Source organism: Curtobacterium sp. APC 4022, from assembly GCF_030407555.1.
Lineage (GTDB): Bacteria > Actinomycetota > Actinomycetes > Actinomycetales > Microbacteriaceae > Curtobacterium.
Window position 1 is genome coordinate 1 of the sequence record NZ_JASDDD010000073.1, and the last position, 13,155, is coordinate 13,155.

Here is a 13,155-nt window from a genome sequence, read left to right on the forward strand (position 1 = left end):
GGGACGGGCCGGTCCCCCACAGCCCCGGCTGGACGGCGTTCGGCACCACCACCGCCGGGATGCCCGCCGCCGCGAGCACCGCGCGCAGCGGCTCCGTCGACGTGACGACCACGTCGGCGGCCGCCACCAGGCGCTCGACGGACGCGAGTCGGTCGGGGTCGTACTCGGCGCGGACGAGCCGGGCACGGGCCTCCCGGCTGAAGAAGTCGTCGTCCACCTCCGCGACGATGCGGGTGCCCTCGCGGTGCGCGCGCTCGATCGCGGCGTCGAGCGAGGCGAGCGGGAAGGCGTCGCGCTGCACGAGCAGCACGTCGAGGTGGGCCGTGTCCGTCCCGTCCGCCCAACGGACCGGCTCGACCTGGGCGACGCGGGCCGCTCCGGAGGCGGCGAGCGCCGACATCCGGCCGGTGACGCGGATGTGCGCGGAGGCCGGGTGCACGCCGCCGGCGCCGTGCACGACGAAGCCGACCAAGGGCGGCGGCGCGGCGACGCCCGCCGGGTCGGCGACGGCCGTGGGCCGGGGTGCACCGCCCCGTCCGAGGAGGCGGGCGACGGACGAACGGAGGGAAGCCACGTCGCCATGGTGACACGGCGGCCCGTGACACGGCGGACCGGCGGGGACGACGCCCCGCGCGGTCGGGCATGGGCTCAGTAGACTCGACGTTCCGTGCCCCCGTGCCGTCGCGTCGCCCACGTAGGATGATGCGCGACTTCCGGGCCGGAACCCGCCGACCGTGAACATCCCAGGGACCCATCACCTCGTGAAACTGTTCGTCCAGATCCCCTGCCTCAACGAGGAGCAGACGCTCCCGTCCGTCCTCGAGACGATCCCGACGTCGATCCCCGGCATCGACGAGATCGAGATCCTGGTCATCGACGACGGGTCGACCGACCGGACCGTCGAGGTCGCTGCGTCGCTCGGCGTCCGGCACTTCGTGCGCCACACCACGAACATGGGTCTGGCGCGGTCGTTCCGCGACGGCGTGGACTACGCGCTGCTGCACGGGGCGGACATCGTCGTCAACACGGACGGCGACAACCAGTACCCGCAGTCGCAGATCGCGGACCTCGTCCAGCCGATCCTCCGCGGTGACGCCGAGATCGTCATCGGCGACCGCCAGACGCGGACGATCGAGCACTTCTCGGGCTTCAAGAAGCTCATGCAGCGCTTCGGGTCCTTCGTCGCCAGCCGTGCCGCCGGGCTGGACCTGCCCGACGCCGCGAGCGGGTTCCGCGCCTACTCGAAGTACTCGCTCATCCGGCTGAACATCGTCACGCGCTTCAGCTACTGCATGGAGACGATCGTGCAGGCGGGCTACAAGCGTCTGGCGATCGCGAGCATCCCGATCACGACGAACGCCAAGACCCGCGAGTCCCGGCTCTTCAAGAACATCTGGCAGCACATGTTCCAGTCCGGGTCCGCGATCGCCCGGGTGTACCTGATGTACCGGCCGATGGCGCTCTTCGCGTCGGTCAGTGCCGTCCTCGCCGCCTGTGGGCTCATCCCCTTCGTGCGGTACCTGGTCCTGCTCTGGGCGGACTCGGGCGGCAACCACCTGCAGTCGCTGATCCTCGGGCTCGTGCTCATCATCACGGCCGTGCTCTCCATCACCATCGGCGTCGTGGCCGACCTCACCCGCATGAACCGGACCCTGGCAGAGGAGCAGCTCGACCTGCAGAAGCTCCAGCGCTATGGCGACTGAGGTCGCCCCGCCGCGGACGACCCGGACACCGGTGCCGGCCGCTGTGCCCGTCCGACGTCGTGAGCTGGTCGTGGTGTCGCTGGTGACCGCCGGCTTCGCCCTCGTGCTGCTGCTGTGGGCCGTGCTCGTCCCGGCGTTCCAGGCCCCCGACGAGCGCGCGCACTTCGACGCCGCTCTGCACGTCGCGATCGGTGACGGCTGGCCCGAGCCCGGCGACCTGCACGTCCTCACCGCGATCGAGCACCTCGCACCGACCGACCAGACCTCGCTCGGCGACCTGCTCCGGCAGACCGACTCGGGCGACGGCGACACGGTCGACCAGATGACCCAGCACCCGCCGACCTACTACTTCCTGGCGGCCGGCGTCCTGCACCTGGTGCACTTCCAGGACCTCACCGTCGCCGCCGCCGTCACCGTGCTCCGGCTCGTCGGGGCCCTCGCCGCACTCCCCCTGCCGTTCCTCGCCTGGGCGACCGTGCGTCGGGTGACCGGCTCGCCCCGTGCCGCGGTCGTCGGGGCGTTCGCGGTGCTCGCGGTGCCGGAACTCGCATCGATCGCCGCGTCGGTGTCGAACGACGGCCCGGTGATGCTCTTCGCCGCGACCACGGTCTGGCTGGCCGCGCGCCTGCTGACCGGTGACCGCCGGACCCGGACCGCCGTGGTCCTCGGGGTCTCGCTCGGCCTCGCGCTGCTGTGGAAGGGGACGGCCCTCCCGCTCATCCCGTTCGTCGGGCTCGCCGTCGTGGTCGGGACCACCGGCCGACCGCTGCCGGCACGGCTCGTCCGTGCTGTGTGGGTGCTCGCCGTGGCCGCTGCGCTCGGCGCCTGGTGGTGGGTCCGCAACCTGCTCGTCCACCACCAGCTGCAACCGGACGGCTTCGCAGCGCTCCGACCGCCGCAGCCGTTCCCGACCGACACCGGTCCGGACCCGGTGTCCTTCGTCGGCGTCTCCTGGAGCACGATCGCCCGGACGTTCTGGGGCAGCTTCGGTGGCCGCGCCCAGTGGGTCGTCTCGCCCCTCTTCTTCGAGACCGCCACGGTCCTGGGCCTCGGTGCCGTCCTCATCTGGGGCTTCCGTCGCGGCCGTGGTCTCGGCACGGCCCTGACCCTCGCCGTGCTGCCGGTGACGATCCTGCTGCTGCAGAGCTGGACGACCTGGTCGAGCTACCTGCACACCACCTTCGTCGGCGGGACACAGGGGCGCTACTACTTCCCCGCGATGCTCGCGTTCATCGCCCTCAGCGCACTGGCCTGGCGCCGGGCGCTCCGGACCGAGCCCGGGCACCGGCGTGCCGTCGTGGTCGTCCCGGTCATCGCCGTGGTCGTGGCCGTCGCCGGTCCGCTGTACCTCTACGCGTCGGTCGCGGAACACATGCGCATCCGCGTGACGGCCCGCGGTCTCGACGAGCTCGCGACCACGAGTGTCGTGCCGGTCGGGGTCTCGATCGCGCTCTGGTGCGTGGCCGTCGTCCTGCTGGTCGCCGCGGTCGTCGTGCTCGCGGGCGCCGTCCGGTCCGCCGGCTGGGCCTCCCTTGCTTCGGTGGCCGGGTCCGGCCCGGGAGGCGCGACACCGGCCCCTGGGACGGGTCTCGTCACCGGCGGCGTCGCGATCTCCGAAACAGACACCGACGCCGACACCGGAGCGGTCGCGGCCACCGAGCCGGTCGCGCACGGCGGGTCCCCCGTGTCACGCCCCGACGAGGAGGCCGGCCGATGAACGACGCCGCACACCCCCGCATCACACGCACCGAGGTCCTCGGCGTCGTCGGGCTGACCGCCGCGTTCGCGCTGCTGCTCGTCACGTGGGCAGTCGTGTCCCCGCCGCTGCACGGGCCGGACGAACTCGCCTACGTGGACGCGAGCATGCACCTCGCACTCGGCGAGGCGTGGCCCGCCGCCGGCTCGATGCACTACCTGCAGGGTCTCCTCGCCCAGGGGGTACCGGCGCTCCCGCAGATCGCCGCCGACCGGGTCTCGTTCGGGACCCTCGTCGGCGACCACGCCGTCAACACGCTGGTCAACCCGATGTCCCAGCACCCGCCGACCTACTTCCTGGTCCAGAGCCTGGTCGCCCGGGCGCTGGACTTCACCACGCGTCGCTGGGACGTCGTCGTCCTCGGCATGCGCCTGGTCGACGTGGCGCTGACGAGCGTCCTGCCGGCACTCGTCTGGGCGTCGGTCCGCCGGGCCACTCGCGCGCCGCGCCTCGCGCTGCTGTCGGCCGGTGCCCTCCTGCTGGTGCCGCAGCTCGCGCAGTTCGGGTCGTCGGTGAACGCGTGGGTGCCGGTCGTGACCGCGGGTGCGCTGGCCACCTGGCTCGGCATGCGCATCGCCACCGGGGACCGGTGCTGGTGGACGGTCCTGGCGCTCGGCGGGTCGCTCGCCGTGGCCACCGCGGTGATGTCCGGGGGCGCGATCCTCGTGCCCTTCGCGATCGCGGTCGTCCTCGCCTCCCGCTCCGACCTGGGCCGGGGCGGGCGGGTGCTCCGGGCGCTCGTCGTGCTCGCGGTGCCGGCGATCGCCACCGGGTGGTGGTGGCTCGCCCGGCTCCGACGGACCGGCAGCCTGCAGCCCGACGCCCTGCCGACCACGACCACCCGGTGGCCGGCGGCCGAGGGTCCGGACCCGACGGCGTTCGCGGGGACCGTCTGGAACGGCCTGTCGGACTCGTTCTGGGGACGTCTCGGCCGCTACGAGTGGCCGCTGTCGCCGGTCCTGGTCGACTCGCTCACCGTGATCGCACTCGCCGTCCTCGTCTGGGCGGCGAGCCGACGGACCGTCGACCGTCGACTCCTGCTGGTCACCGCCGTGTTCCCGGTCACCGCCGTCGTGGTCGTGCTGGTCCGTGACTGGGCGACCTACGTCGGACACACGGGCGTCACGGTCAACCAGGGACGCTTCCTGTTCCCCGCCGTCGCCGCGCTCCTCGTCATGCAGGCGATCGCGTGGCGTGGTCTCGTGCTCGAGGAGCGCACCCGTCGTCGACTCGGCCGTGCCCTCGTGGTGGTCGGCCCGCTGGTCGCCGCGGTCGGTCTCGCGCTGGTCTACGGCGGCTCCTACGAGATGCTGCAGTTCCGGATCGGCGCGAACGGCATCGGCTTCCTCAGCACGACCACCCCGTACGGCCTCCGCGCCGTCGCCGCAGCACTGGCCGCCCTGGTCGTCGTGGGGGCCGTCACCGGCGTCGTGATCTGGCGCTGGCTCGGTGCTCCGCCCGCCCCGACGGTGCCGTCCGGTGACCCGACGCGGCCAGCCACTGCCCCACTAGACTCTCTGCCGACCGTCACCACGAACCGAAGGAATGACCCGTGAAGATCCTCGTGACCGGAGGGGCCGGCTTCATCGGCTCGAACTTCGTCCGCCGCACGCTGCAGGACGCCTACCCCGGCCTCGAAGGTGCCGACGTCGTCGTCTACGACGCGCTGACCTACTCGGGCAACCTCGAGAACCTCGCACCCGTCGCGGACTCCCCCCGCTACACCTTCGTGCAGGGTGACATCACCGACGCCGCGAAGCTCGACGAGGTCGTCCCGGGCATCGACGCGATCGTGCACTTCGCCGCCGAGTCCCACGTCGACCGTTCGGTCCGCGACTCCGGCATCTTCGTCGAGACGAACGTGGTCGGCACCCAGCGCCTGCTCGACGCCGCGCTCCGCCACGGCACCGAGCGCTTCGTGCACGTCTCCACCGACGAGGTCTACGGCTCGATCAGCGAGGGCTCGTGGGACGAGGAGCGTCCGCTCGAGCCGAACTCGCCGTACTCGGCGTCGAAGGCCGGCAGCGACCTGCTCGCGCGCAGCTACCACCGCACGCACGGGCTGAACCTCTCGATCACGCGCTGTTCGAACAACTACGGGCCGTACCACTTCCCGGAGAAGGTCATCCCGCTGTTCGTCACGAACCTCATCGACGACCGGCACGTGCCGCTCTACGGCGAGGGCAACAACATCCGCGACTGGCTGCACGTCGACGACCACACCCGCGGCATCGCGATGGTCCTCACCAAGGGCCGCGCGGGCGAGATCTACAACATCGGCGGTGGCACCGAGCTCACCAACAAGGAGCTCACCCAGCTGCTCCTCGACGCCACCGGCAAGGACTGGTCGTACGTCGACCGCGTCCAGGACCGTCTCGGCCACGACCTCCGCTACTCGGTCGACATCTCGAAGATCCAGGCCGAGCTCGGCTACGAACCGCAGGTGCCGTTCGAGCAGGGCCTCGCCGACGTCGTCCAGTGGTACCGCGACAACCGCGCCTGGTGGGAGCCCCTCAAGGAGCGTGCGGCGCTCAGCTGAGCCCGGCGACGACGATGACGCGCACCCTCATCACCGGCGCCGCCGGCATGCTCGGCCGTGACCTGCAGCTCGCGCTGCGAGGTCGTGACGTGACCGCCCTCGGCCGAGCCGACCTCGACATCACCGACCCGGACGCGGTCGACGCCGCGGTCGCCGGCCACGACGTCGTGATCAACTCCGCGGCGTACACGAAGGTGGACGACGCGGAGACCCACGAGGACGAGGCCGGAGCGGTGAACGCCACCGGCCCGAAGCTCCTGGCCGAGGCGGCGGTCCGCCACGGCGCCAAGCTCGTGACGATCTCGACGGACTACGTGTTCGACGGCAACGGCACCGCGCCCTACGCCGAGGACGCCCCGACCGACCCGCTGAACGCCTACGGGCGGACCAAGGCGGCCGGCGAGGCGTTCGTGCGGCAGATCGCGCCGGACTCGTCGTACATCGTCCGCACCGCGTGGATCTACGGCGAGCACGGGCCGAACTTCGCCGCGACGATGCTGCGGCTCGCCGCCACGCACGAGACGGTGTCGGTCGTCACGGACCAGGTCGGACAGCCCACCTGGACCGGGGACCTGGCTGCGCGCATCGTCGAGCTCGTCGACACGGACGCCCCGGCCGGCATCTACCACGGCACGAACTCGGGCCAGGGCTCCTGGTACGACTTCACCCGCGCGATCTTCTCGGAGAACGGGCTGGACCCGGAGCGCGTGCTGCCCACCGACAGCGCGTCCTTCGTCCGACCGGCACCGCGTCCGGCGTACAGCGTGCTCGGGCACGACGCGTGGTCCCGTGCGGGCCTCGCGCCGATGCGCGACTGGCGCGAAGCACTGCACGCCGCCGTCGCGGCGGGAGCCCTCTCCGCGTGAGCGACACCACCACCTCGCTCGTCGTCGGCGGCGGCGGGTTCCTCGGCCGGTCGGTCGTCCGGGCCCTCGAGCGGATCGGCGACCAGGTCGTCGTCCCCCGGGTCCCGTGGGGCGACACCGAGGCGGCGGCCGAGGTGCTGGTCGAGGCCGTCGCCGGCCTGCGTGCGGGCACGACGCCCTGGCGCCTGGTGTGGTGCGCCGGGACCGGGATCGTGACGACCGGGGACGACGCCTTCACCGCGGAACGCGAACTGCTCGAGCGTGTGCTCGACCCCGCGGCGACGGCACCCGGTCCCGACGGCGGGGCTGCCGGCACCGCCTTCCTGGCGTCGTCCGCGGGTGCGACCTACGCCGGTTCCGACGGGGTGCCCTTCGACGAGACCACCGAACCACGACCGCTCGCGCCCTACGGCCGGACCCGGCTCGTCGCCGAGCAGCGGTTCGCCTCGTGGGCGGAGGCGGTGGGTGCACGCCTGGTGATCGGGCGGATCGCCAACCTCTACGGCCCGGGGGCGAACCTCGACAAACCGCAGGGCCTCGTGTCACAGCTCGCCGCCGCGCACGTCGAGGGCCGGACGTCGTCGATCTACGTCCCGTTCTCGACCACCCGCGACTACCTGTACATCGACGACGCGGGCGCGATGGTCGCCGGCGCCCTCGAACTCGTCGCGGAGCAGCCAGCGGGCACCGTCGTGACGAAGATCTTCGCCTCCCAGCGGGGGCACTCCATCGCCGAGGTGGTCGCGGCGGTCGGTGCCGCGTTCGGCGAGGACCTCCGGATCGAGCGGGGCCAGCACGACTCCGCCGGCCTGCACGGCCTGGACCTGCGGTTCCGGTCCACCGTGCTCCCCGAGCTCGACGACCGGAGCCTGATGCCCTTCGACGAGGGCGTGCGCCGCACCGTCGACTCCGTCCGAACCGCCCGAGGGGGACACCGAGCATGACCGGACCAGCACCGCGGACCGCACGGATCGCCGCGTGGACGCATGCCCACCCGTGGGCCGGCATCACCGTCTGGAGCGCGGTCGTGTTCCTGCTCGCGGCGTCGGTCGCACGCGCGTTCACGTACCCGCCGCTCAACGGCGGCGACGAGCCGGCGCACTTCGACTACATCATCACGGTGTGGCACGGTCACCTGCCGGTCTTCGAGAACGGGTTGACCTACCGGGCGCCGTTCGGGGCCGGTGTGCCGGTCCAGTGGGTCTCGCAACACCCGCCGCTGTACTACCTCCTGCTCGCCCCGGTGGTCGGACCCCTGTTCGACCACGGTCACGCCCTGCTCGCGGTGATGGCCGGCCGGATCGGCAGCGGCCTGATGATCGCGACGGCGGTGCCGGCCGCGGCGTGGGGCGTCTGGCGGACCTTCCCGGGCGCACGTCGCCTGCCCGGCGCGGTCGCCGTGCTCACCGCACTGGCCGGCATGATCATCCAGCAGGGGTCGTCGATCTACAACGACGCCCTGTACTACCCGCTCGTCGTGCTGGCGTGCGGGATCGCCGGAGCCGCCCTCCGGTCCGGGGTCAGCCGCCGTCTGCTCGTGGCGGCCGCGCTCGTCGGCGCCGCCGGGATGACGACGCGCCTGTCGTTCGCGCTCTGGCTCGTCGCCCTCGTCGTCGCGCTGCTGCTCGCGCCGGACGTCCGCCTCGGCCGCTTCACCGGCATCCCTGCCCGCATCGTCGCGGCGGTGCTCCCGGTGCTCGCCGCAGGTGCGGCCTCCGGCTGGTTCTACCTGCGGAACGAGCGCATCACCGGGAACTTCAGCGGGCGGCACGCCGAGTGGGGGCTCGAACACGCGCACCGGGTTGAGCGTCCGATGGTCGACATCGCCCAGGACCCGGGTTTCTACCGCGGGCTCTTCGGGGTGTACCGCGGCGTCCTCGATCCGCTGTCCTGGTCGACGTACCTGCTCCTGGTCGTCCCCCTGGTGCTCGCGGTGCTCGCCGGCGTCTGGGTCCTCGTCCGTCGCCGTCCGACCCGTGCCGACGCCTCCGTCGCACGCTCGGTGGCACGCGCCTCCGTCCGGGCCGAGCGGCGTGACCGCCTGTCGACGGCGCTGATCGTCGCCATGTACGTCGTGGTGACCCTGCTGCTGCTCGCGAGCCAGGTCGACTACGTCTCCGGCGGCGGTGCAGCCAACACGCGGTACTCGTTCACCGCGCTCCCGATGATCATCATCGCGATGGCCGTGGGTCTCACCGCGTGGCGCCCGCTGTCCGGTGTCCTCATCGGACTGTGGATCGTCGGCGCGATGCCGCCCTACCTGTCGCTCGTGGACCTCTTCGTCACGAGCATCGTGCCGCACGCGGCGGCGGTCGTGCAGGTCGCCTTCGCCGTCTCGCTGGTCGGCATCGTCGGGATCGTCATCGGGGTGTTCCTCGACTCCGGGGTCCTCCAGGACGCCCGGGCGGCGGGCCTCGCGCGACGACGCCCCACCACCGGAACGCCCGGCGCTGATCGGACCGATTCCCACCCGACCGAGCCCGCCCCGAGCGAGCCCGACGAGGTTCAGGCGCGCGCTGCCCGCAACAACGTCCGGTAGCGGTCGGCGACGGCGTCCACCGAGTAGGCGGACGCCGTCTCCGCGGCAGCCCGACCGAGCCGGAGGGCGAGGTCGGGATCCGCGAGCAGACGGTCCATGGCCGCGGCGAGTGCGACCGCGTCGCCGGGCTCGACGAGCAGCCCGTTGACGCCGTCCTCGACGACGTCGACGATGCCGGGGACGGCACTCGCGATCACGGCGCACCCGGCCGACATGGCCTCGAGCAGGGCGACCGGCAGTCCGTCCCGGTCGCCGTTCGCCGCCGGCACCGAGGGGTAGAGCGCGATCGACGCACGGGCGTACTCCGCCGCCAGCGCGTCCTTGCCCCGCGCTCCGACGAACGACACGCCCGAACCGGCACGTGCCTCCAGCGGTCGGCGCAGCGGTCCGTCACCCACGACGACGACCTCCGTCGGCGCGACGGTCACGCGCTCGAGCGCGTCGAGCAGGACGACCGCGCCCTTCTTCTCGACGAGTCGACCGACGAACAGCACCCGCCCGGCGACCCGCGTCTCGCGCGCCGTGGCCGCGGCGATCGGCGCCTCGTCGACACCCATCGGGACGACGTGGACCTGCTCGGGACGGGCGCCGAGGGCCGCCAGCTCGCGCGCCATGTCGGTGCTCATGCAGGTCACCGACGCCGCACTGCGGACCACGGACCGCTTGACGGCCTGGAGGACCGGGTGCCGCAGGGCGTACAGGTCGCCGCCCAGCGTGGTCACGACCCGCGGCAGGCGTCCGAGCACGAGGCGACCGACGGCCCCCTGCGGGATGATCCAGTGCAGGAGCGCCACGTCCGGCCGGGAGCGACGCTGCTCGCGGACCAGCGCGGCGGCCATCGCGCCGAAGAAGAACGGGACCTGCAGCCACCGCGTGCGGTCGGCCTTGAGGTTGTCGACGATCGCGCCGTCGGCCAGGTCGCGCCAGCGTGCCGGGAAGTACCCGTAGCGGCGGACCTCGACGTCACCGATCCGCTGGTGTGCCCGGGCCCCGCGGGTCATCGGTGCGACGACCACGACGCGGTACTCGTCCGCCAGCGCCAGCGCCAGGTCGAGGACGAAGCCCGGGGTGCCGTCACCCGGTTCGGCCGGGAACGTCGACGCAGCGACGAGCAAGGTCGGACGGACGGCAGGATCGGGATTCATGCGGCGCGCTCGCTTAGAGTTGTCAGTCGATGGACGCACGACAGCCTACGGGGTCCGCGGCATCACGCCCGGAACCGACCGCCGACTCCCCTGACCCCCTCGGGACGCCCCCGACCCGGGGCCGTCGAGAGCGCGTCCTGACCCTCGTCAAGTGGGCCGCCGCGGTCGTCGCGATCGGTCTCCTGGTCTGGGGCGTCGCCCGGCAGTGGGACGCGATCGTCACCGACTTCGCGCGCCTCGACGTGGCGACCGTCAGCATCGGCCTGGGCGCGACGCTGGTCGCCCTGGTCGCCAACATGCTGTCCTGGCGCTCGATGATGGCGGCGACCGGCTTCCACGTCCGTCCGGCAGCGGCTTCCTCGATCTTCTTCGTGGGCCAGCTCGGCAAGTACATCCCGGGCGGGGTCTGGGCGATCGCGGCGCAGGCCGAGCTCGGACGCGCGCACGGACTGGCCCGTTCCGGCAGCGCGGTGGCATCGCTCGCCTCGATGCTCGTGAGCATGGTCACAGCCGCACTGGTGGGCATCGTCGCGCTGCTCTTCTCCGCGTCCGACGGCCTCGCGCACTACTGGTGGCTCGCTGTCGTCGTGGTCATCGGTCTGGTCGCGCTGACCCCTCCGGTCCTCAGCCGACTGATCGCCATCGCCTTCCGTCTGCTGCGCCGTCCGGCCGAGCCCACGGTGTTGACCTGGGGCGGCACGCTCGCGTCGATGGCGTGGTCGATCGTGATGTGGCTGGCCTACGGCGTGCAGGCGACGTTCGTGCTGCGGACGTTCGGGGCCGACTCGCCGTCGGTGTTCGCAGTGTCCACGGGCGCGTACGCGGTCGCCTGGCTGGTCGGGTTCCTCGTCGTCATCGCCCCCGCGGGTCTCGGCCCCCGGGAGGGCGTGCTGGTGCTCCTCCTCGCGAGCGTCGTGCCGCCCGCGGGTGGCGCCGCCCTCGCCCTCGCGGTCGTCAGCCGGGTGTTCATGACCATCGGCGACGTCGTCCTCGCCGGCATCGGTTCGGCCCTCGCCGTCCGACGCCGTCGTGCCCTGGCCGGTGTGCGCCCACCTGCGGTCGACACCAGCGACCTCCCCGGTTCTGCCGAACGCCACTGGTAGCCTCGTCAGTCGTCCCCCGCACCACCCGGACCGCACCACCGAGGAGCCCTGCCAGATGACCACTCTCCGCGTGATCGTCGACCAGGTGCTCGCACCGGTACCCGGCGGCATCGGCCGCTACGCGGAGGAACTCACCCGGCAGCTGATCGCGACCGCCCCGGACGGCTGTGACGTCGAAGCGGTCGTCTCGGCGTCCTCGGCGGCCGAACTCGAACGGCTCCGGATCCTCCTGCCCGGGCTCGCCGGCCTCGACCGACTGGCACTGCCCCGACGTGAGCTGTCCCTCGCGTGGCAGGGCGGTCTGGCCCACGGTGCCTCGCACGGCATGGTGCACGCCCCGAGCGTCCTCGCCCCGCTGGTGAAGCACGACCGGGTGCAGGAGCCGGGCCGGCAGACGGTCGTCACGGTGCACGACACCGTGCCGTGGACGAACCCGGAGACCCTGACCCCGCGCGGCGTGCACTTCCACAAGGCGATGGTGAAGCGTGCGTACAAGTACGCCGACGCCGTCGTGGTGCCGACCCACGCCGTCGCCGCGCAGCTCAACGAGATCCACCGGTTCGACGACCGCCTGCGGGTCATCGGCGGCGCCCCGAGCGGACGCCTGCGCGTGCCGGTCGACGCCGACCTCCGCGCCGAGCGGCTCGGACTGCCCGAACGGTACGTCCTGGCCGTCGGCACGCTCGAACCGCGCAAGGGCCTGACCGCCCTCATCGAGGCCATGGCCCACCCGGAGGCGCCGGACGACGTCCCGCTGGTCATCTCCGGTCCGGACGGCTGGGGCGACGTCGACGTGCACGGCACCGCCGAGCGCGCCGGACTCGACCCGTCCCGGGTGAAGGTGCTCGGCCGCGTCGACGACGCCGACCTCGCCGTGGCCTACGACCGTGCCACCGTCTTCGTGTTCCCGAGCCTCGCCGAGGGCTTCGGGCTCCCGGTGATCGAGGCGATGAGCTTCGGCGTGCCCGTCATCCACTCCGACGACGACGCCGTCACCGAGGTCGCCTCCGACGCCGGCATCAGCGTCGCCCGCAACCCACGTGCGTCCTACCCGGAACGGCTGGCCCAGGCGATGTACCAGGTCGTCAACGACCCGCACCTCGCCGGGCAGCTCGCGATCGCCGGGCCGGACCGTGCGCGGATGTTCGACTGGCGCGACTCCGCCCTCGAGACCTGGCAGCTGCACGCGGACCTCTGACCCGCGGGATCCGCGGGTCCGGACGAGTTCCGGTCGGGCTGCGTCCGCCGGAACCAGCGGATCCCCTCGGGTGCGTCACGGCTCGGCATCGATCGTCCGCTCCCGCCGTGTCCCTGGCCGGGAGGCTCGTCCCCGACTGCCAGGATCGGCTCATGACCCGTCGTCACCCGTCCACGGCCCTCACCACCGCCATCACCGTCGGCGTCGGTGCGGCCCTGTTCCTCACCGCCTGCTCGGGCGGCGAGACCCCGGCACCGACCCGGAGCGCGACGGCCACCGCGACGACGACCCCGAAGCCGACCCGGA

Annotated in this window: 11 protein-coding genes; 9 read left to right on the forward strand and 2 right to left on the reverse strand. The window is 72.7% G+C overall.

The features are described from left to right. Window positions 1-574: hypothetical protein (locus QL987_RS15800; RefSeq protein WP_290158575.1), on the reverse strand; the 574-nt coding region annotated here is incomplete at its 3' end. Window positions 575-761: 187 nt separating this feature from the next. Between QL987_RS15800 and QL987_RS15805 the strand changes: the two genes are divergently transcribed. From QL987_RS15805 to QL987_RS15835, 7 genes are read left to right on the forward strand one after another with little or no spacing between them, the layout of a single operon-like run. Further along, window positions 762-1,703, forward strand: a complete 942-nt coding sequence (locus QL987_RS15805) for a glycosyltransferase family 2 protein (RefSeq protein WP_221849653.1) — start codon at window positions 762-764, stop codon at window positions 1,701-1,703. Further along, on the forward strand, window positions 1,693-3,420 hold the full coding sequence (locus QL987_RS15810) for a glycosyltransferase family 39 protein (protein ID WP_290158577.1): 1,728 nt from the start codon (window positions 1,693-1,695) through the stop codon (window positions 3,418-3,420). The genes QL987_RS15805 and QL987_RS15810 overlap by 11 nt, the downstream gene beginning before the upstream one ends. Next, on the forward strand, window positions 3,417-5,015 hold the full coding sequence (locus QL987_RS15815) for a glycosyltransferase family 39 protein (RefSeq protein ID WP_290158579.1): 1,599 nt from the start codon (window positions 3,417-3,419) through the stop codon (window positions 5,013-5,015). Before QL987_RS15810 ends, QL987_RS15815 begins: the two co-directional genes overlap by 4 nt. Beyond that, the gene (gene rfbB / locus QL987_RS15820; RefSeq protein ID WP_221849656.1) at window positions 5,012-5,998 is read left to right on the forward strand and encodes a dTDP-glucose 4,6-dehydratase; all 987 of its coding nucleotides are present in this window, start codon (window positions 5,012-5,014) and stop codon (window positions 5,996-5,998) included. Before QL987_RS15815 ends, rfbB begins: the two co-directional genes overlap by 4 nt. Window positions 5,999-6,012: 14 nt before the next feature. After that, window positions 6,013-6,864: a dTDP-4-dehydrorhamnose reductase gene (gene rfbD, locus QL987_RS15825; protein WP_221849657.1), complete on the forward strand. Its 852-nt coding sequence runs from the start codon at window positions 6,013-6,015 to the stop codon at window positions 6,862-6,864. Further along, entirely contained in the window at window positions 6,861-7,808 is a 948-nt protein-coding gene (locus QL987_RS15830) for an NAD-dependent epimerase/dehydratase family protein (protein WP_290158582.1), read from the forward strand. The genes rfbD and QL987_RS15830 overlap by 4 nt, the downstream gene beginning before the upstream one ends. Then, window positions 7,805-9,403 carry a hypothetical protein gene (locus tag QL987_RS15835; protein WP_290158584.1) on the forward strand — a complete coding sequence of 533 codons (1,599 nt, stop codon included), beginning with the start codon at window positions 7,805-7,807 and terminating at the stop codon, window positions 9,401-9,403. The genes QL987_RS15830 and QL987_RS15835 overlap by 4 nt, the downstream gene beginning before the upstream one ends. On the opposite strand, the gene QL987_RS15840 is transcribed toward QL987_RS15835, so the two are convergent. After that, window positions 9,370-10,548: a glycosyltransferase gene (locus QL987_RS15840; protein ID WP_290158586.1), complete on the reverse strand. Its 1,179-nt coding sequence runs from the start codon at window positions 10,546-10,548 to the stop codon at window positions 9,370-9,372. The two genes, QL987_RS15835 and QL987_RS15840, sit on opposite strands and share 34 nt — an antisense overlap. Before the next feature lie 29 nt (window positions 10,549-10,577). On the opposite strand from QL987_RS15840, the gene QL987_RS15845 reads away from it, so the two are divergent. Continuing rightward, window positions 10,578-11,651, forward strand: a complete 1,074-nt coding sequence (locus QL987_RS15845) for a YbhN family protein (RefSeq protein ID WP_290158587.1) — start codon at window positions 10,578-10,580, stop codon at window positions 11,649-11,651. Window positions 11,652-11,706: 55 nt separating this feature from the next. Beyond that, window positions 11,707-12,849, forward strand: coding sequence for a glycosyltransferase family 1 protein (locus tag QL987_RS15850; protein ID WP_253463581.1), 1,143 nt, complete (start codon window positions 11,707-11,709; stop codon window positions 12,847-12,849). The last annotated feature ends 306 nt before the right edge of the window (window positions 12,850-13,155 follow it).